This is a genomic window from Mesorhizobium sp. M1399 (assembly GCF_040317735.1).
Classification (GTDB): Bacteria; Pseudomonadota; Alphaproteobacteria; order Rhizobiales; family Rhizobiaceae; genus Mesorhizobium.
The window spans coordinates 194,127-213,947 of the sequence record NZ_JAMYKZ010000001.1 but is presented as its reverse complement, the minus strand read 5'-3'; the positions used below and the strand labels follow the sequence as shown (position 1 = coordinate 213,947).

Sequence of the window (19,821 nt, the reverse complement as noted above, 5' to 3'; positions counted from 1 at the left end):
CGCGGCAGGCACGCACCATGCGGATGTGACTTGGTTCAAAATCGAGACCTCAGCAGGCTCGCGCGAGTTCATCCACGGCATTCAGGATCGCACTCTGGCTCGCCGGCTTCTGCACGATCCTGCAAGCGCGGAAACCTGCCGGAATTTCGCGTTCGCCATACCCGGAGAGGAAAGCGAACGGCACGCCGCGCGTCCGCAACGCTTCCGCGATTGGATAGCTGGTCTCGTCGTTCAACTGGATATCCAACAGCGCCGCGTCGATGCCGCCTTCACCGACGAGGCGGAGGGCCGCCGTAACCGACGAAACCGGCCCGACCACCTGATGGCCGGCCTTGCGCAGGTAAGCCGCCGCGTCGTCGGCGATCAGCCATTCATCCTCGACGATCAGCACACGCACCTTTCCGGTCACGACGAGCCCTCGCGGGTCAGAGGGAATGCAATTTCCACCTCCAAACCATTTGAGCGGAAACTTGTTTCAACTTTTCCGCCCAGCCTGTAACCGATTTCTCCACGCAGAAGGGTAAGGCCGAAGCCGCTGTCGGTTGGCTCCTTGATGCGGGGGCCGCCCTTCTCGCGCCAGACGAGCTTGAAGGTGCCATCCACCACCGACCATTTGACAACTATGCGCCCGGCGGGTTTCGACAGTGCGCCATATTTGGCGGCATTCGTCGCCAGCTCATGAATTGCCATGCCGAAGGAGAGCCCTTGCACAGCCTTGAGGCTTACCCGCTTGCCATCGAGCTCGAACCGTTCGGCCCCAAAGGGATCAAGTTCCTGGCGCAGCAGTTCCTCGACGGAGGCTTCCGTCCAGCTTTCTCGCGAGAGCAGACTGTAGGCTCGTGACATCGCCTGCAGCCGGCCGATCAAGGCTTCGGCGAACTCGTCTTTCGACGCCGAGTTTTCACGCGTCCGGTTGGTGATGCTGGCGACGACCGCCAGCATGTTCTTGACGCGATGGTTCAGCTCCGAGATGAGCACCTGCTGACGCTCTTCAGCCTGCGCCAGCGTCGTCACGTCGATCAGGGTCACGACCACGCCCTGGATGCTGCCGCCTTTGTCCCGGTACGGGTTGATGCGAACCAGGTAGAACCGGCCCTTGTTGTCGCGCGCAAGGTGATGGTTCAGGGTCTCTCCCGTCTCGAACACCGCCTGGATGTGCCGCTTCAACTCGGGGTAGTCGAGCTGGCTCGAAAGATCGGTCAGCGGTCGGCCGACATCGGACGGACGCAAGTTGAAGAACGACGACGCGGCGGGAGTAAAGGTCCGCACCACAAGGTTGCGGTCGAGGAAGATGGTGGCGATTTCCGTGCTTTCGAACAGGTTTCTGAGATCGCTGTTGGCGCGGTCGAGTTCCTCTATCTTGCCAGTCAGCTCTGCGTTGATGGTATTGAGCTCTTCGTTGAGCGACTGCATCTCCTCCTTCGAGGCCTCAAGCTCCTCATTGGTCGACTGCGCCTCTTCATTGACGGAGACGAGTTCCTCGTTCGAAGACTTTACTTCCTCCAGCGCGGTTTCGTATTCCTCGATGGTCGACTGCAGCCGCTCGCGCGTGTCGCGCAACTCCCGTTCGAGATCGGTCGCATCGTCGGCGCCGCGGCTTTCGCGTGCCGGATCGGAGCGGATCTGGGCCTGTCCCACCGGATTGAACAGGACGAGGTAGAGGGGCTCGCCATTGCCGCGTTCCGTGTACGGCTCGACCATCAGTGCAATGAACTGAAGCTGTCCGTCGTCTTCTTCGACCGCTATGTTCTCCCGAACGACCGTGCGGCGCGTCGTGGCTGCCTCCCGCAACGCGGCTCGCAGCTCAAGTCTAAGCCCGCGGCGGGCCAGTGTCAGCAACTGCCGGCTCGGGGCGCCTTGCGGTGCTTCCAGATATTTGCCCGTCCTCGCCGAATAGTAGACGATGTCGCCATCGCCATTGACCAGAACGTGAGGCGGGGCGAACCGCTCCAGCACCTGAGCCTCGATCGCCTGGCGCAGTGAATGGCTGGCGGCATCCTTCGTCGAGCCGCCGCGTCCGACCGGAAGGGCACCCGTGGGGCCATTGCCGATCAGAACCAGCGGCCGCGGCATTGCATGTTCCCGCGCCTGGAAAATCCGATGCTTCTTGTCGACCGTGGCAAACAGGTCGCCGTGCTGACCGACGCTTTCCGAGGTGCCGAGGAACAGATAGCCGCCCGGCCTCAGCGCGTAATGGAAGATCGGAATCACCCGGTTCTGGATCTGCGGGCCGAAATAGATCAGCAGGTTGCGGCAGGAAATCATATCCATGCGCGAGAAGGGAGGATCGCGGATAATGCTGTGCGGCGAAAAGATGCACAGTTCGCGCACCTCGTTGCCAAGCACGTAGCTCGCGCCGTCGCTGTGGAAAAAGCGTTGCCTGCGCTGTGGCGAAAGCCCGTGCAGCAGCGCTTCGGGATAACGCGCCGCACGCGCCACCGCGAGCGCCGGCTCGTCGATGTCGGTCGCGAATATCTGGACGCGCGGCGGCGCGGAAAGCTTCTCGATGCGCTCGCGCATCAGCATGCCGATCGAGAACACCTCCTCGCCGGTGGCACAGCCGGGCACCCAGACACGCACCGCATCGGAGGCGTTCTTGCCTTCGAAAATCTGCGGTATGATCTTTTCCTCCAGCAATTTGAACGCTTCGGCGTCGCGAAAAAAGCTGGTGACGTTGATGAGCAGGTCGCGAAACAGCTTCGCCACCTCGTCCGGATCGCCTTTCAGCCGTTCTATGTAGGTGGTGACCGACTGCAGCTGCGTGATCTGCATGCGCCGCTTTACGCGACGCAGGAACGTCTTGGTCTTGTAGCCGGAAAAGTCGTGACCGGAATGGCTGCGCAAAATGGCGTAGATTTCATCGCGGGCCCGATCCATCTCGGCCTTGTGTTCGTCGTCCGCTTCGGTCAGGCCGTTCAGCACGTCGAAGCCGCGGACAAACGCCTGAAGCTTTGCACCGATCTGCTCGGCGGGCGCCGCTATGTCGATCAGGCCGCTCGAAATCGCACTCTGCGGCATGTCCGGATTGCGGGGGCCGTACCCGTTGGAGGCCTGGGCTATAGTCAGCCCGCCATGCTCCTTGATCGCCCTGGCGCCGAGCGTGCCGTCCGAATCGCCACCCGACAAGATGATGCCGACGGCATACTCGCCCTGGTCCTCGGCCAATGCGCTGAAGAAGATGTCGATCGGCTTGCGCTCGCGGTTGAGCGTGTTCGGCCGGCGCAGCGAAAGCGCGCCCTTACGGATGGTGAGGACGACGTTTTGTGGCATCACATAGACCTGGTCCGGTTGGACCGCTACGCCCTCCTCGGCCACGACGACCGGCATTTCGGTGTAACGTTGGATAACCTCGTGCAGCAGGCTTTCCCGTTCCGGGCTAAGGTGCGTGACGACGACAAACGCCATGCCGGTGCCGTCGGTCAGTCCTTTGAACAGGCCCTCCATCGCGGGAATGCCGCCGGCCGATGCGCCGACGCCGACAATGGGAAATCTTCCATTCTGGGATGCCACGCCACGCCCCTGGTAACCGCCGCAACACGAAGCCGTCCAATCGGGCCTTAGACCCAAATCACGCGTCAGATTAAGACCGGGCTGAGCCCGAGGCCAGTAAATAGTCCACCAACGGAACAAAGCACCGCCGGTGGGCATTAACATCTGACTTCGGAGGCGGTTCCAATGGCAAAACGACCACCTGAGATAAAGCCGGCCAAGCGAGTCCTGTTGCCGTCGCCGGATCTGACCAAGTTCCCGGTATCCGAAAATATTCCGCCTCGCCTGCTCGCGCTCGCGGAACGGTTGCAAGAGGTCCTGGCGCGCCACTTTGCAGACGTCCGCGCCGACAGCCGTAAATCCCGCAGGAAGAAGGAACAATGAGGTGCGCGACCTGCAAGGCTTGCATATCCTGATCGTCGAGGACGAATGGATGCTGGCGGGCGATCTTGCACGTTATTTCAGCAAGATGGGCGCCGTCGTACTTGGCCCCGTGGCGACGGTCGAACAGGCATCGAAACATACGGATGAGGCGGAAGCCGCGATCCTGGACGTCAATCTCAACGGAAGGCGGGTATTCCCGATCGCCGACGAACTGATGCGCCGTGGCGTGCCGTTCGTGTTTTTCAGCGGCGACGAAGACATCGTTATTCCTGAGCGCCTTCGATATGCCAGCAGCCTCAGAAAATCCTCGGACGGCCAAGCAGTCTTCGATGCTCTCTTCCCAGCCGAGACGTCGGCATCGAAAGGAGGCCGAGCGTCCGAGCCCTCAGACGACGTATTTTCGCTGCTGCCCAAGCTCAGGCTCGCGGCGCGTCTGCTGCTGGGAGATATGGATGCTTCCGACCGGCTGGTCGAGCGAACGCTCGAGCAGGCCATCGGCGAGATCGACAACAGACGATCCGGTTCCTCGACAGAGGATTGGCTCAACGGCATCATGCGAAACATCGTCAAGGCACGTGGAGCAAACCTGCTGCACTGACCATGGCCGCCGGCAACTAGACGATGTTAGCTTTTCCGGCTGCGCTCGACGAATTTGTTGAAGCGGCTGGTCTTTCCGCCGCTGGTCTCATCCTGGTAGAGGAAGGCCAGTTCGTTCTCATCGAATATCCTGAAGAACTCGTCCCACTCGACGGGCTCGAACGTCTCTTCAGGCTCGCCGAAATCGATGCGCAGTATGCCCCCCTCGCCCTTGGTGCGCACCACCGCCGGCCGCCCGTCGCGGTCTTCGGCCCAACGGCGGATTTCGTCATGATCGGTGGTCGTCTTCGATTCAGACATGGCAATCTCCCTTCGATTCCACCGCGAGATCCCCCGCGTTGCACAACCAGCAGATGCATCGCTGCCCGGCATGTGCGCGCGGTTGGTCGAACATGGCTCCTAACACCAAGCAGCCTTCGATGTTCCCACGCCTGGTTGAAACCTACCCCGGCGAGCCTCCTGAACTTTGTTGAAGCAAGGGAACAAACCTTTCGCCCGGAAGTTTGGGGCGGCAAAGCCATTCGTATGAGGAGTTGTCGTGAAACGTATACTGGTCACGGGAGGCTGCGGTTTCATCGGCCGCCACGTCGCCCAGGAACTCGTTGAACATGGCTATGGGGTTTCAATTCTCGATGCGCTGCTGGATCAGGTGCACGGCGGCGAGGCAATCAGCCTGCCGGCAGGCGCCAAGCTGATCAAAGGCGACGTTCGCGATCGCGACGCTATCATAGAGGCGGTCGAGGGTGTCGACGCGATCATTCACCTGGCGGCTGAAGTGGGCGTCGGCCAGTCCATGTATGAGATCGCCCGCTATGTCGGCGCCAACGACCTCGGCACCGCCACGTTGCTGGAAGCGCTGATCAAACGGCCGATCGAACGGATTGTGGTCGCTTCTTCGATGAGCGTCTATGGCGAGGGTCTCTATGCCACGCCAGACGGCCGGCGCATCGACAATGCAAGACGGCAGCCGGACGACATCCGCAGCGGCCAATGGAATCCCCTGTCGCCGGAAGGTGAAGTCCTGTCGCCGCTGCCGACCGACGAGGAGAAACCGGTCGATCTAGCCTCGATCTACGCACTGACAAAATACGCCCAGGAACGCGCCGTACTGATCTTCGGCGAAGCCTATAGCGTCGACGCGGTGGCGCTGCGCCTGTTCAATGTCTTCGGCGCCGGACAGGCGCTCTCGAACCCGTATACCGGCGTCCTGGCGAACTTCGCCTCCCGCATCGCCAATGGCCAGCGGCCGCTGATTTTCGAGGACGGCGAACAGCAGCGCGATTTCGTGCATGTGCGCGACGTTGCCCGCGCCTTCCGCCTGGCTCTGGAACAGCCCCAGGCGCGCGGCCACGTCATCAACATCGGCAGCGGTCGGGCCTACGCGGTCACCGACGTCGCCCGGCTGCTCGCCGAAGCCATGGGCGTGCCTGGCCGCCAGCCGGAAATCCTCGGCAAGGCACGCTCCGGCGATATCCGCAACTGCTTTGCCGATATCTCGAAGGCGCGCGAACTGCTCGGCTTCCAGCCGCAGCACCGGCTGGAGCATTCGCTCGGCGATTTCGTCGCATGGGTGCGCAACACCGTCGCCATCGATCGCAGTGCCGAGATGAAGCGGGAACTCGAAGCGCGAGGGCTGGTATCATGAGACCGGAGTCACCCGATTTTCGCGAAGCGCCCATCGCCATTATCGGCGGCAGCGGCTTTATCGGCTCCAACCTCGCCGACAGCCTGTTGTCGGATGGCGAACCGGTGCTGGTCATCGACAACCTGAGCCGTCCCGGCGTCGAACAGAACCTGGAATGGCTGACGCAAAAGCACGGCAGCCGTCTGACCATCGAAATCGCCGATATCCGCGACGCAGAGGCGCTCGCGCCGCTGGTGGCGCGTTCGAAAGCGGTTTTCCACTTTGCCGCGCAGACCGCCGTCACCACGAGCCTGGTTCGGCCGGACGAGGATTTCGACGTCAACCTGCGCGGAACGTTCAACGTCCTGGAAGCCGCTCGCCGCAGCGGCAAACGCATCCCCGTCGTTTTCGCCAGCACCAACAAGGTCTATGGCCGCCTCGCCGACCTCGCCATGGGCGAAGAAGACGGCAGATACGCGCCTCGCGACGCGGCCATCCATGCGCACGGCATCGACGAGACGCGCGGCCTCGATTTCTGCACGCCCTATGGCTGCTCCAAGGGCGCGGCGGACCAGTATGTCCTCGACTACGCCAAGTCATACGACCTGCCGACGGCGGTGCTGCGCATGAGCTGCATCTATGGACCGCGCCAGTTCGGGACGGAGGATCAGGGCTGGGTCGCCCACTTCCTGCTTAGCGCCTTCTCCGACCGGCCGATCACCATCTATGGCGACGGCAAGCAGGTGCGCGACATCCTCCACGTTGCCGATGCGGTCGCGGCCTATCGCGCCGTGCTCGACCGGATCGAGGAAATCAGCGGCCAGGCATTCAATCTCGGCGGCGGACCACAAAACGCCGTCAGCCTGCGCATGCTGCTGAAGGAGATTCGCGACATAACGAAACGTGACGTTCCGATCCGTTACGACCGCGAACGCACCGGCGACCAACCGTTCTTCGTCGCCGACACACGCGCGATCGAGGCGGCGCTGGGATGGAAAGCGCACGTCCCGTGGCAAAACGGCATCCGCGACCTCGCCGACTGGCTGCAGCGTCATCGCCTCGACCCGCATCCCGAACCGGCGAGGTACGTGGCATGAGGATCGCTCTGGTCAATCCGTCCTGGACGTACCAGGACAGCATCTATTTCGGCTGCCGCCAGCCGCATCTGCCGCTCGAACTCGGCTATTCGAAAGCGCTGCTCGAAGCTGCCGGCCACGAGGTGCTGATGCTGGACGGGCAGATCCAGAAGCTCGACAACGCCGCGCTCGCCGATCGCGCCGCCGCATTCGAGCCTGACATAACCGTCGTCAGCACCGCGCCGACCTACCTGTTCTGGCGCTGCGCACCGCCCGAGTTGCGCGTGCCGGCCGATTTCCTCAATCATCTTGCCGGGCGCGGCGGTCGCACCGTCGCAGTCGGGCCGCATGGCTCGGCGACGCCGACGCCGACTTTGCGCAAGCTTGGCGTCAACATTGTCGTGCGCGGCGAATGCGAGGAAGTGGTCGCGGAACTTGCCCGGCGCGACGACTGGACTGCGGTGCCGTCCACCGCCCATTTCGAGGATGGAGAACTGGTCTCGAACGGCGGCGTGCATGCGAGCTCGTTCATCGATCACCCGCCGCTCGAATGGCCATCGGACTGGATTGCCGCGCATTCGCACCACCATCACCGCTTCGACGACAACCAGGTCGGTTTTGGCGCGGAGGTCGAGGCGTCGCGCGGCTGCCCGTATAATTGCAGTTTCTGCGCCAAGATCGATTTCCGCGATGCCTATCGCCGCCGGAACCACGAAGCAGTGATCGCCGAGATCGACCGGCTGATCGCACAGGGTGTCGGCTACATCTACTTCATCGACGAGATCTTCCTGCCGCAAAAGGCATTGCTGGAGGCGCTGGTCGATCGCGATGTGAAGTTCGGCGTGCAGACCCGTATCGACCTCTGGAAGCCGGAATTGCTGAAGCTGCTCGGTGCCGCCGGCTGCGTCTCGATCGAGGCGGGCCTCGAAAGCCTGACTGTGGAAGGCCGCGCCATGCTGGCAAAACGCTGCCGTTTGGGCACCGAGGAGCTGGCCGCGCTGCTGGTCGACGCAAGGCGCCACGTGCCGTTCGTGCAGGCCAATCTGATCGGCGTGGTCGAGGACGATCCCGCGCTCGTCGATTATTGGCGAAAGCACCTGATCGACAACGGCGTTTGGGCCAACGAACCGGTGCCGCTCTATCCTTATCCGAGTTCGCCGAGCTACCGCGAACTTTGGGGCGAGCCCGACGACCTCGCCTGGGAGCGCGCGCATGAACATTACCTCGCATCCTTCCGAACGTTCAGCGACATCCAGGAGAAGCGGCCGCGTCCGCTGGCCGAATTGGAGGCCACATGTTGCGGACACTGAGCCCGCCGCGTCGCATACTGATGACCGTCGATGCCGTCGGTGGCGTCTGGCGCTATGCGCTCGATCTGGCCGGGCAACTGGTCGCCGGCGGCGACAGCGTCGTGCTTGCCGGGCTTGGTCCGGAACCGTCCAGGCAGCAGGCCGAGGAGGCCCAGTCTTTCGCGGCGCTGACATGGCTCAACACGCCGCCGGACTGGATGACCCGCAGCGAGCACGTTCTCGACACATTGCAGCAGGAGCTGCGCCCACTCATACGTGACTACGCTGTCGACGTCGTCCATCTCAACGCGCCGACGCAGGCGGCGGCGCTCGACGTGCCCTGCCCCATCGTTGCGGTATCGCATTCCTGCGTCGTGACATGGTTCCACGCGGTCAAGGGACAGGCGGCGGACGGCGAGTGGGCCTGGCAAAAGGACCGTAACCGGCGCGGTTTCGACAAAGCAGGCATGGTCGTTGCACCGAGCCGCAGCCATGCCGACATGCTCGAAACCTGCTACGGGCCGATCGCGCGGCTGAGCGTCGTCGGCAACGGCGCACGGCCGGGCGCGAAGGGCGAAAGGCGGGAATCGGTGGTTTTCGCCGCCGCGCGCTGGTGGGATGAAGGAAAGAACGCGGCGGTGCTTGACCAGGCCGCCCCCCTGACGCAATGGCCGGTCTTCGTCGCCGGTTCGCTGCAAGGGCCGGACGGCCAGCATGTTGGCTTCAGCCATGCCGTTCCCGTCGGGCCGGTACCACACGAGGAAGTGCGCTCGCTGATGGCGCGGGCCGGCATTTTCGTATCGCCGTCGCTCTACGAACCGTTCGGCCTGGCCACGCTGGAAGCCGCAATGTCGGCGACGCCTTTGGTGCTTGCCGATATCTCGACCTACCGCGAATTGTGGGACGGGGCGGCCATGTTCTACGACGCGCGCGATCCGGGCGATCTCGCCAGATGCATCAATGGTCTTTGCAGCGACACGCAGCGCCGGCGAGAACTCGGTGAGGCAGCCGCCCGCCGAAGCCGCAGATTTTCATTGGCAAGACAGGCGACCGCCATGCGCGGCGTCTACGACAAGGCGGCCCTGGCCACCATGGCGGATAGTTGATTATGCGGTTTTTATTCTACACCCATTCGATCGTTTCCGACTGGAACCACGGCAACGCACATTTCCTGCGCGGCATCATGCGCGAGCTGGTCGCGCGTGGGCACCAGGCGATTGCGCTGGAGCCCGCCGACGGCTGGAGCCGGTCGAACCTGCTGGCCGAGAAAGGGTCCTTCGCGATCGAGCGATTCCGGAAAGATTTTCCGGAGTTGATGACGGTCACCTATGACGCCGCCTTCGACCACGAAGCCTGGATCTCCGATGCCGATGTGGTGATCGTGCACGAGTGGACCGCGCCGGACCTTGTCGCGCGGCTGGGCAGGGCGAAAGCAATTGGCGGCCGTTTCACGCTGCTGTTTCACGACACGCACCATCGTGCCATCTCGGCCACGCAAGCGATTTCCGCCTTGCAGCTTGAACATTATGATGGCGTGCTCGCCTTCGGCGAGGCGCTGCGGGAGAGCTATCTTCGCGCCGGATGGGGCAGGCGGGTCTTCACCTGGCACGAGGCAGCCGATGACCATCTGTTCCAGCCCCATCCTGAAATCGACCGTAGCGCCGACCTGATCTGGATCGGCAATTGGGGCGACGACGAGCGCAGCACCGAAATCAGGGAGTTCCTGGTCGATCCGGTGCATGAACTTGGCCTGAGCGGCACTGTCCACGGCGTCCGCTATCCACGCGAGGCGCTCGCCGACCTCGCCGCCGCCGGCCTGCGGTACGAAGGCTGGATCGCCAATGCCGACGTGCCGAAGGCATTCGCGGCGAACCGCATCACGGTTCACATCCCGCGGCGTCCATATCGCGAAAGCCTGCCCGGCATCCCGACCATCCGCATGTTCGAGGCACTCGCCTGCGGCATCCCACTTGTTTCGGCACCGTGGTCCGATGTCGAACGTCTGTTCAGGCCCGGCACCGATTTCCTGTTTGCAAACACCGGCTTCGAGATGCGGCATCATCTTCGCACCGTGCTGCGTGACGCGGATCTCGCCGCATCTCTGGCGACATCGGGCCTCGAGACGATCCGCTCACGGCACACATGCCGGCACCGGGCGGATGAATTGTTCGGCGTGCTCGCCGAATGCGGGCGCCGCCAAGCCGCCGACACGATCCTTGCAACGGAGGCCGCCGAATGAAGATCGCATTTTACGGGTCGAGCCTGCTGTCGTCCTATTGGAACGGCGCGGCCACCTATTACCGCGGACTGCTCAAGGCCCTGGCCAGGCTGGGCTATGACATCACCTTCTACGAGCCGGACGTCTACGATCGCCAGAAGAATCGCGATATCGAGGCGCCGGACTGGTGTGCCGTCGTCGTCTACGAGGCCGCCCCGCATGCGCTCATGCAGGTGGCGGCGCGAGCGGCCGAGGCGGACATCGTCGTCAAGGCGAGTGGCGTCGGTTTCGAAGACGACGCGCTGTTGCGGGCGGTGCTCGATCACGCCCGTGCCGATGCGCTGACCGTATTTTGGGATGTCGATGCGCCGGCGACGCTTGGCCAGTTGCGCGACGAGCCGGATCATCCGCTGCATCGGGCGCTGCAGGAAATCGACCTGGTGCTGACCTATGGCGGCGGCGATCCCGTGGTCTGGGCCTATCGGGCCATGGGGGCCGCCGAATGCGTGCCGATCTACAATGCGCTCGATCCGGAAACGCATCATCCGGTCGGCAAGGATAGGCGCTTTGCCTGCGATCTCGCCTTTCTCGGCAATCGGCTGCCGGACCGCGAGGCACGCGTCGAGGCTTTCTTCCTCGATCCGGCCAGCCGCCTGGCCGATCAGCGCTTCCTGCTCGGCGGATCGGGCTGGGGCGACAAGCAGATGCCCGCCAATGTCCGATGGCTCGGCCATGTCGGCACGCGCGACCACAATGCATTGAACGTCACGGCCAAGGCGGTGCTGAACATCAGCCGCGACAGCATGGCGGCCAATGGCTTTTCACCTGCGACGCGCGTCTTCGAGGCGGCGGGTGCCGGCGCATGCCTCATCACCGACGACTGGCTCGGTGTAGACCTGTTCCTGAAACCCGGCGAGGAAATCCTGGTCGCGCGCGATGGCGACGATGTCGCCGAGATCATGCAAAGCCTTAGCGCCGAACGGGCCAAGGCGATCGGGGCATCTGCGCTTCGGCGTGTGCTTGGCGAACATACCTATACGACACGGGCCGTTTTGGCCGACGCCATTTTCAGGCGCCATTTCGAGCGCCCGACCGTGGAGGCTGCGGAATGACAAAGCCACTCGACATCGTCTTTCTTGGCCTGTCGCTCTCCTCATCCTGGGGAAACGGCCACGCCACCACCTTTCGGGGGCTGCTTAAAGGTCTCCACGAGCTCGGCCACCGCATCACCTTCCTCGAACGCGACGTGCCGTGGTACGCAAGTCACCGGGATCTGCGCGATCCCGATTTCTGCGCCTTGCGCTACTATGAAACGACCGATGATCTTCGCCGCAATTTTGCGCGCTGCCTGCGCGAGGCCGATATCGTGGTCGTCGGCTCCTTCGTTCCGGAAGGCCCTGAAATCATTGAGGTCGTGGCGTCGCTGTGCACGGGTCAGTTCTGCTTTTACGACATCGACACGCCGGTTACGCTGGTGAAACTTTCAACCGATGATTGCGAGTACATTGCCAGGCGGCAGGTCCCGTATTTCGATGTCTATTTCTCGTTCACCGGCGGACCGACGCTTGCCCGTCTGACGGCTGAATTCGGCGCAAGGCGGGCCGAGCCGCTCTACTGCTGCGTCGACCCGGAACGGCATCACGGAACCGGTGATCCAATGCGCTGGGATCTCGGCTATCTCGGCACCTACAGCCCCGACCGCCAGGCGACGCTGGAGGCGCTGCTGTTCGAGCCGGCGCGTCGCATGCCGGAGCGCCGCTTCGTCGTGGCCGGCTCGCAATATCCGCGCGAAATTGCCTGGCCGGACAATGTCGATCGCATCGAACACCTGCCACCGGCAGATCACGCAGTCTTCTATAGCCGCCAACGCTACACGTTGAACGTCACGCGCAGTTCCATGATCGCGGCCGGATGGTCGCCCAGCGTGCGCCTCTTCGAGGCAGCCGCCTGCGGCACCGCGATCATCAGCGACTGCTGGACCGGATTGGACAGCCTGTTTCCGGAGCGGACAATCCACACGGCGCGCAGGACCGAGGACGTGATCGGCATCCTGTCTGGGGAATCCGACGGTGCCCGGCTTGCCATGGCCAGGCAAGCGCGCGCGCTCGTCCTGGCAGCCCACACAAGCACCGCGAGAGCCCGCGAATTCGTTTCGCTGCTGGCGCGGGCCAAATCGCCACGTTCTGCTCTCGATCTGGATGTCGAGAGTGCAGCATGACCCGCAGACGGGAGAAAATAGAGATGCAGCTATCAAGAAAGGCGGAACGGACCAGGACCGTGCTTGTCGCCGGCGGCGCAGGCTTCCTCGGTTCGCATCTTTGCGAGACATTGCTCCAGGCCGGCTGGCGCGTGATCTGCGTCGACAACTTCCTTACCGGCCGCATGGAGAACATTGCATCGATCGCCGATCGTCCGGATTTTCGGCTGATCAAGCAAGACATTTGCCGGCCCTTGGAGCTTGGCGAACCTGTGGACCGCATTTTCAACATGGCGTGCGCGGCCTCGCCACCACGCTATCAGGCCGACCCGGTCCACACGACGCGGACTTGCGTCATCGGGACGCTCAATCTGCTGGAGCTCGCCGCCCGCAACGGCGCCCGTTTCCTGCAGGCGTCCACCAGCGAAGTGTATGGCGATCCAGAACAGCATCCGCAAAAGGAGGACTATGTCGGCCACGTGAACTGCATCGGCCCCCGCGCCTGCTATGACGAAGGCAAGCGCACCGCCGAAACCCTGTGTTTCGACTATTTGAGAATGGGAAAAGCCGATATCCGTGTCGCGCGCATCTTCAACACTTATGGTCCCAGGATGGACCCTGCGGACGGACGGATTGTTTCCAATCTGATCGTGCAGGCACTCGAGAGACGGCCGCTGACGATATTCGGCGACGGGCTGCAGACCAGGTCGTTCTGCTATGTTTCCGATCTGGTCGACGGCTTGATCCGGTTGATGGAGGTCAATCCCAGCCCGCGCCAGCCGGTCAATCTGGGCAATCCGGGGGAGTTCACCATCCTGCAGTTGGCGGGCCTGGTGAGGCGCATGACCAGAACCGGATCGGCCTTGAAATTCCTGCCGCTGCCGCAAGACGATCCTCGTCGTCGGCAACCCGACATTTCCCGTGCAAAGAAGCTTCTCGGCTGGTCGCCAAAAGTGCCGCTCAGGCAAGGTTTGATGCATACAGTCAGCTATTTTACCGAGCTTGAGACGACGCAGACGGTCGACAGAACACGGCGAATTGCCACCAGCGTGCATTCTGCATCAGGCCGGCTGCAAAATCTGCCGGCCTGACGGCAGTATTTGCCACGTTCCCCTCGGAGATCACGGTCGTTTCGCGCCGATCGTCGGTCACTTTTTCTCGTCGCGGGAACAACCCGTCCAGCTTGCGGTTCGGCCAGGGTACCGGCATGGAGACGATTTGTGCATCCAAAGCGATCCGCCAAAGACATCGAGCAAATGGCCGCAAGGGAGACGGCTGCCTTCCTGCGGCGCGCCTCCATCACCTATCTGGAATGTTGCGTGAGCCTGATGCTGACGCATCTTCAGCGGGAAGAGGTAGCCGCCATCCTCGAAAAGGAAGCGGATATGCTTCGCCGGCTGGACTGATCCTGCTCGAAGGGCCGCAGGTGCCCTTGGGTATCCAGGAACCGAAGCAACATCGCCCTATAACGTCTTGCCGCGGCCGCCAGCCGGATCTGTTCCCGATCATCGCCAGATCGTAAAGCCATGCTCCACAAGCCAAGCTGGAAGGCGAGATAGCAGGGCTCGTAGTAGTGGACCAGATTGGCATCGACGGGACGGGAAGCTCTCGCTTCCACAACCTTGCAAAGCGCCGCAGTCGCCGCGTCCGAGAGGCTGTATTCGACGCGGGCGCCGGCAATGTCCCAGGCGATGTCCTGACAGCCGACCAGATCGTGCGACCGGCAATGGTCGAGGGCGTCCGTCTTGATCAGCGTTCCGCCGCGCGAAAGGATGAACTCCCACGGATGAAGCCGCCCGTCGATCTCGACCCGCTGCATATTCTTGGGTGAAGCCTGGTTCGAGAACCAGTTCTGCAGCTCCGCCGCGCGGCGCTCGCCCAGCGCCTCACTTGTATTCCGCACGGCCATGTCGGCAAGCGCCTCCAGCGAGGCGCCCGGCTCGGAGGCGGGCAGATTGGCTGCGCGCCAGGCCAGATAGCGCGCGAGATGAGCGACCACTTTTTCTTTCGAAAGCCTTGCCCGGTCCAGCGTTGTACCGTCGATCCAGCGTTCGACGAGAAAGCCATGGCACAGCCCGGCGACCTCCGGGCCAAAGCCTGCATCATGTAGCCTCCCGGCAGTCCCGGCCTTGTGCATTCCGATTTCGCCGAGCCCGACGAACTTGACCGACCATTTTTCCCGGCCCGCAGAAGCGAGGAACTTTCGCCGCTCGAAGCCGCGGTGAACGGGTGGCCAATGATCCTGCGAGTGATAGTGCAAGCGACGCCACTCTCCGCCGGATGTTTCCGCCAGGCTGGCCGCTGTGCTGCCGATGGTCCGGGCTACCCAATTCCGCAACGTCGGGACAGCGGATCCAGCGGGGAAAGTGCGTTCGAAATCCGCGGTGTGTTTTTGGCAAACCCTCCATGCCTCGCGACTGTCCGCCGAAGCCTCGGGACCCGGGCCACCCAAATGGCTTGGGAACAGATGGATGCGCCCGGCATCGATGCCTAGCCCTTGCAGCCATGCGACCACGGCGTGGAACGAACTGCCGGACAGGCCCGGGCCTTCGTCGACGATTGCAAAGCGGGCCGACGGCTTCGTCATCCAGCCACCGATCAGCTCCGGATCGGCGGCAAGCCGCCTGCGAAACGGGTGGCCGGTCGGACGGACGCTGACGGGTGCTGGTGCGCCGATGGCTGCAGCCACCATCGCTGCAAGCCCCAGGCCGATGCTGCGGATGCCGATTACGCATGTGTTCGCATCGAGACCGGAATGCCGCGCGGCGACGAAATAGCTTTCCGGATAGAGCGCATAGTGAGCATATCCCTCAGCCGTGCCGGTGAGGATTTCGCCATCGCATTCGAGTTCGGCCAACATTCGCGGCACGTCAGCATCGACTGGGCCATCGATCGTGAATCCGGCGTCCCACGATCTACCCACGTGCCGGGCCAAGCCGACCAGGAGATTTGCGCCCGCGATCCGGTATCGGGAATTCCTGTCCGTGCCGTTGGCCTCGAATTCAGCATCGGCAAGACCCTGGACCAGTTCCGAGGCCGTGATGAACAGGCCGACCAAGGCTGCGTGGCGTTCGATCCCACTTGGCATGTCGGCAATGTGCTCGGCCGCTTTGCACGCTGAGCCGCGAACATGTTGCGCGCTCTGCATTCGCTTGTGGTCGCCATAGACGATCATTGTCCCGTCCCGGTTGGCCTCACCCTTCGCTGCACAACTCGGCGGGCGCTACTTTGATCCACTATCGGTTGCACGATTTTTGCAGCCGGCAAGGAACAATCCGGGAGGAAGGCGGTTTGGCACGAAGAACTTACCTTCAACAGCATAGGCAGCGGTTTCGTGGGATCGAAGAAAGTTCGAATCGGTATAGTCGGCGTCGGCAATTGCGCTTCCTCCCTTGTTCAGGGCATCACCTATTACCGCGACGCAAGGAGCAATGAGCCCATACCCGGGCTGATGCACGCCGATCTTGGCGGCTACCATGTCAAGGACATTGAAGTGGTCTGCGCATTCGACGTCGCCAAGGGCAAGGTCGGACGCGATGTGGCAGACGCGATCTACAGCGCGCCGAACAATACTTTCCGCTTTGCCAATGTGGCGCCTACCGGCGCTCGCGTCGAACGCGGACCGACGCTGGACGGCATCGGCAAATATCTGCGCGACGAGATCGAGGAGGCCGACGAGCCGGTCGCCAATGTCGGCAAGATCCTCGCCGACAGCGGCGCCGAAATCCTGGTGTCCTATCTGCCAGTCGGCTCGGAGGAGGCAACGCGCTTTTATGCCGAGTGCGCGCTCGATGCGGGCTGCGCCTTCGTCAACTGCATACCAGTCTTCATCGCCTCGCGGCCGGAGTGGCGCCGCCGCTTCGAGCAACACGGCTTGCCGCTGATCGGCGACGACATCAAGAGCCAGGTCGGTGCGACGATCGTACATCGTCTGCTTGCCAACCTGTTTCGTGAGCGCGGCGTGCGTATCGATCGCACCTACCAGCTCAATTTCGGCGGCAACACCGATTTCCTCAACATGCTGGAGCGCGAGCGGCTGGAATCGAAGAAGATCTCAAAGACGCAATCCGTCACCAGCCAGATCGATGTTCCCTTGGAGCCCGGCAACATTCACGTCGGGCCGAGCGACCACGTGCCGTGGCTGACCGACCGCAAGTGGGCCTATATCCGGGTCGAAGGCACGACCTTCGGCGGTGTGCCGCTGAATGCCGAGCTCAAGCTGGAAGTGTGGGATTCGCCCAACTCGGCCGGGGTCGTGATCGATGCGGTGCGTTGCGCCAAGCTGGCGCTCGACCGCGGCATCGCAGGCGCGCTGACCGGTCCCTGCAGCTATTTCATGAAATCGCCGCCCGAGCAGTTCACCGACGCGGAAGCCCGCCAGCGCACGCTCTCTTTCATCGCCGGTAAGGACGAGCCGATGCTCGATGCCGCGGAATGACGACGTTCTTTCTGGTCCGCCACGCCGCGCATGACAATGTCGGCTGTTATCTTGCCGGACGGATGGCGGGCGTTTGCCTCGGCGAAGCCGGCAGGGCACAGGCCTCGCATCTGGCTGACCGTATGGCACGCGAGGCGATAGCGGCAATCTTTTGTAGCCCGCGCGAACGCACGCAGGAGACGGCCAATCCGATTGCACTCGCCTGCAATGCCGGTGAAATCGTGACCCGCGAGGAACTCGATGAGATCGACTTCGGCACCTGGTCGGGAAAGACCTTCGAGGAACTGAACCAGGATGCCGACTGGCGGGTGTGGAACGACCAGCGCCAGCAGGCGAGAACACCGAGCGGCGAGACCATGCTGGACGTGCAGCAACGCGTCGTCTCGCTGATCGAGCAGGTCCGCGGAACATACCAGAACCAGTGCGTTGCACTGGTCAGCCATGCCGACGTCATCAAGGCCGCCGTGTGCAAAGTGCTCGGCCTGTCGCTGGGGAACTGCTTTCGTTTCGATATCGACCCAGCGTCGATCACCACGGTTGTTTGGGGAGACTGGGGGTCGAAGCTGGTCAGACTCAACGAAGCTGCCTGACGAGGAATTGCCGGATGCGCATGGTCATTTTCGGTCTTACCGTGACATCGTCGTGGGGCAACGGGCACGCCACGCTGTGGCGCGGATTGATCCGGGCGATGGCCGGGCTGGGCTGGTCCATCACCTTCTTCGAACGCAACACTCCCTATTATGCCGGGACGCGCGACCTCGACCAGCTGGATGGCGGCAGCATTGTCCTTTATCCGGACTGGCAGGACATCCAGAGCGCTGCCGAGCAGGCGGTGAATGAGGCCGATGTCGTCATCGTCACCTCCTATTGCCCCGATGCGGTGAGCGCGTCGCGCTTTGCCCACCAGGCCTGTCGCGGGCTGAAGGTCTTCTATGACCTAGACACGCCGGTGACGCTGGCGCGAATCGAACAAGGTGAGCCTCCGGCCTATTTCGGGCCGGAAGGGCTTCGGGATTTCGACCTCGTGCTGAGCTACACGGGAGGAACCGCGATCGATGCGCTGAAGACGATGCTGGGCGCGCGCCGCGTCATGCCACTCTACGGCCATGTCGATCCAGAGCGACACCGGCCGGCCCCGCCCAAGCCGGAGTTTGCCGGCGACCTTTCCTATCTCGGGACGTATGCGGCAGACCGCCAGACCGGGGTCGAAAGGCTGCTGGTCAGTCCGGCTGCGCGCCTGCCGGATCGCCGTTTCATCATTGGCGGCGCACAATATCCGCAAGAATTCCCGTGGAGCGACAATATTTTCTTCGTCCGTCACCTGCCGCCCGCCGAACACCCCGCCTTCTTTTCATCATCACGGCTGACCCTGAACGTGACCCGCGAGGCGATGGCCGAAAGGGGCTGGTGTCCTTCCGGCCGGCTATTCGAAGCCGCCGCGTGCGGTGCTGCGATGGTGAGCGACACGTGGCCGGGACTGGAGGCCTTCTTCCGGCCCGGCGAAGAGATCGTCGTGGCCAACAGCACCGACGACGTGGTCGCCGCGCTCGACCTGCCCGACGCCGAGCTTGACGCGATCCGCCGCCGGGCGCGCGAGCGGGTGCTGGACGAACACACCTCGGCGCGGCGGGCGAAGGAATTCGACCGCATCCTGTCCGATGCACTGCACGGCTCCACGCATGGCGAGCCGTTGAAGGAGGCAGTTTGATGTTGGGCATTGTGCCCGCCGCCGGGCGGGGAAGCCGCATCCAGCCGCTCGGCTTTTCGAAGGAACTGCTGCCGGTCGGCAGCCGCATCGACGGCAACACCGAGCGGCCTTGCGCGGTGAGCGAATACCTGGTGCGCCGCATGGTGCGCGCGGGGGCCGACAAGATCTGCTTTGTCATCGGTTCGGGTAAGTCGGATATCCTCGAATATTATTCTGCCGGCTATGCCGATGCGGCGGCGCTGTTCGTGGTGCAGCCCTCTCCAGTCGGCCTTTGCGACGCCATCTTCCGCGCCGCACCGCTCGTCGGAGCCGACGAGACCGTTCTGGTCGGGCTTCCCGATACAATCTGGTTTCCCGAAGACGGCTTCCTGGCTCTCCCGGACGACGGCCTGTCCTTCCTGCTGTTTCCGGTGGACCAGCCGGAATTCTTCGATGCCGTCGTTGTCGACCAGGACGACCGGGTGAAGCAAATCCAGGTCAAGCAGCAGAATGCCGCGTCGAACTGGATCTGGGGTGCGTTTAAGATGCCCGGCCACACCCTTCACCAGCTCGCCGTGCTGTGGCGGGAACGGGACCGGTGCGACGAATATATCGGCACGCTGGTCAATGCCTATCTCGCCGCCGGGGGTGAAGCACATGGCATCAAGGCTGGCACCGCCTATGTCGATGTCGGTACTTTCAACGGCTACCGCACCGCACTTCGGCTGCTCGAAAGCGCCGCCAGTACCAAGGACGACCAAGCCGCCATGACGCTGCCCGGCCACCAGCACCTCCCTATCCTCGCAGGCGAAGGAGGCTAGC

General features: G+C 63.1%; 18 protein-coding genes. 14 read left to right on the top strand and 4 right to left on the bottom strand.

Translation table 11 applies throughout. The features are described from left to right. Positions 1 to 49: 49 nt before the first annotated feature. On the bottom strand, positions 50 to 409 hold the full coding sequence (locus tag NKH05_RS01045; RefSeq protein ID WP_023716635.1) for a response regulator: 360 nt from the start codon (positions 407 to 409) through the stop codon (positions 50 to 52). Then, positions 406 to 3,510 carry a CheR family methyltransferase gene (locus tag NKH05_RS01040; RefSeq protein WP_352482799.1) on the bottom strand — a complete coding sequence of 1,035 codons (3,105 nt, stop codon included), beginning with the start codon at positions 3,508 to 3,510 and terminating at the stop codon, positions 406 to 408. The genes NKH05_RS01045 and NKH05_RS01040 overlap by 4 nt, the downstream gene beginning before the upstream one ends. Before the next feature lie 165 nt (positions 3,511 to 3,675). Here NKH05_RS01040 and NKH05_RS01035 point away from each other — a divergent pair, with 165 nt between their 5' ends. Both NKH05_RS01035 and NKH05_RS01030 read left to right on the top strand, forming a co-directional pair. Further along, positions 3,676 to 3,873, top strand: coding sequence for a hypothetical protein (locus tag NKH05_RS01035; protein WP_023716633.1), 198 nt, complete (start codon positions 3,676 to 3,678; stop codon positions 3,871 to 3,873). Between the two features lies 1 nt (position 3,874). Continuing rightward, positions 3,875 to 4,471, top strand: a complete 597-nt coding sequence (locus NKH05_RS01030; protein ID WP_023716632.1) for a response regulator — start codon at positions 3,875 to 3,877, stop codon at positions 4,469 to 4,471. Between the two features lie 26 nt (positions 4,472 to 4,497). On the opposite strand, the gene NKH05_RS01025 is transcribed toward NKH05_RS01030, so the two are convergent. Continuing rightward, positions 4,498 to 4,770, bottom strand: a complete 273-nt coding sequence (locus NKH05_RS01025) for a hypothetical protein (RefSeq protein WP_023716631.1) — start codon at positions 4,768 to 4,770, stop codon at positions 4,498 to 4,500. A 238-nt stretch (positions 4,771 to 5,008) separates the two neighbouring features. Between NKH05_RS01025 and NKH05_RS01020 the strand changes: the two genes are divergently transcribed. Genes NKH05_RS01020 through NKH05_RS00985 form a run of 8 tightly spaced genes read left to right on the top strand, consistent with a single transcriptional unit; the run spans position 5,009 to position 13,965 of the window. After that, on the top strand, positions 5,009 to 6,115 hold the full coding sequence (locus NKH05_RS01020) for an NAD-dependent epimerase/dehydratase family protein (RefSeq protein WP_352845806.1): 1,107 nt from the start codon (positions 5,009 to 5,011) through the stop codon (positions 6,113 to 6,115). Beyond that, complete coding sequence (locus NKH05_RS01015; RefSeq protein ID WP_352638951.1) at positions 6,112 to 7,191, top strand: NAD-dependent epimerase/dehydratase family protein; 1,080 nt, start codon at positions 6,112 to 6,114, stop codon at positions 7,189 to 7,191. Before NKH05_RS01020 ends, NKH05_RS01015 begins: the two co-directional genes overlap by 4 nt. Then, entirely contained in the window at positions 7,188 to 8,480 is a 1,293-nt protein-coding gene (locus NKH05_RS01010) for a TIGR04295 family B12-binding domain-containing radical SAM protein (RefSeq protein WP_352715873.1), read from the top strand. The genes NKH05_RS01015 and NKH05_RS01010 overlap by 4 nt, the downstream gene beginning before the upstream one ends. Further along, positions 8,465 to 9,565 carry a glycosyltransferase family 4 protein gene (locus NKH05_RS01005; protein ID WP_352715876.1) on the top strand — a complete coding sequence of 367 codons (1,101 nt, stop codon included), beginning with the start codon at positions 8,465 to 8,467 and terminating at the stop codon, positions 9,563 to 9,565. Before NKH05_RS01010 ends, NKH05_RS01005 begins: the two co-directional genes overlap by 16 nt. 2 nt (positions 9,566 to 9,567) lie before the next feature. Beyond that, positions 9,568 to 10,698 (top strand): CgeB family protein, encoded by a 1,131-nt coding sequence (locus NKH05_RS01000; protein WP_023716626.1) that lies wholly within the window; start codon positions 9,568 to 9,570, stop codon positions 10,696 to 10,698. Continuing rightward, positions 10,695 to 11,789: a CgeB family protein gene (locus tag NKH05_RS00995; protein WP_352715879.1), complete on the top strand. Its 1,095-nt coding sequence runs from the start codon at positions 10,695 to 10,697 to the stop codon at positions 11,787 to 11,789. Before NKH05_RS01000 ends, NKH05_RS00995 begins: the two co-directional genes overlap by 4 nt. Further along, complete coding sequence (locus NKH05_RS00990) at positions 11,786 to 12,895, top strand: CgeB family protein (protein ID WP_023716624.1); 1,110 nt, start codon at positions 11,786 to 11,788, stop codon at positions 12,893 to 12,895. The genes NKH05_RS00995 and NKH05_RS00990 overlap by 4 nt, the downstream gene beginning before the upstream one ends. Positions 12,896 to 12,918: 23 nt before the next feature. After that, positions 12,919 to 13,965 carry a UDP-glucuronic acid decarboxylase family protein gene (locus NKH05_RS00985; protein ID WP_352493912.1) on the top strand — a complete coding sequence of 349 codons (1,047 nt, stop codon included), beginning with the start codon at positions 12,919 to 12,921 and terminating at the stop codon, positions 13,963 to 13,965. 251 nt (positions 13,966 to 14,216) lie between these two features. Here NKH05_RS00985 and NKH05_RS00980 read toward each other — a convergent pair whose 3' ends face one another. Beyond that, positions 14,217 to 16,049, bottom strand: coding sequence for a hypothetical protein (locus NKH05_RS00980; protein WP_353024890.1), 1,833 nt, complete (start codon positions 16,047 to 16,049; stop codon positions 14,217 to 14,219). Between the two features lie 159 nt (positions 16,050 to 16,208). Here NKH05_RS00980 and NKH05_RS00975 point away from each other — a divergent pair, with 159 nt between their 5' ends. From NKH05_RS00975 to NKH05_RS00960, 4 genes are read left to right on the top strand one after another with little or no spacing between them, the layout of a single operon-like run. Beyond that, positions 16,209 to 17,312 (top strand): inositol-3-phosphate synthase, encoded by a 1,104-nt coding sequence (locus tag NKH05_RS00975; protein ID WP_352850525.1) that lies wholly within the window; start codon positions 16,209 to 16,211, stop codon positions 17,310 to 17,312. After that, on the top strand, positions 17,309 to 17,902 hold the full coding sequence (locus NKH05_RS00970) for a histidine phosphatase family protein (protein ID WP_353024889.1): 594 nt from the start codon (positions 17,309 to 17,311) through the stop codon (positions 17,900 to 17,902). Before NKH05_RS00975 ends, NKH05_RS00970 begins: the two co-directional genes overlap by 4 nt. A 14-nt stretch (positions 17,903 to 17,916) precedes the next feature. Continuing rightward, positions 17,917 to 19,020: a CgeB family protein gene (locus NKH05_RS00965; protein ID WP_023716619.1), complete on the top strand. Its 1,104-nt coding sequence runs from the start codon at positions 17,917 to 17,919 to the stop codon at positions 19,018 to 19,020. Next, the gene (locus tag NKH05_RS00960) at positions 19,020 to 19,820 is read left to right on the top strand and encodes a nucleotidyltransferase family protein (protein WP_353024887.1); all 801 of its coding nucleotides are present in this window, start codon (positions 19,020 to 19,022) and stop codon (positions 19,818 to 19,820) included. The genes NKH05_RS00965 and NKH05_RS00960 overlap by 1 nt, the downstream gene beginning before the upstream one ends. The last annotated feature ends 1 nt before the right edge of the window (position 19,821 follow it).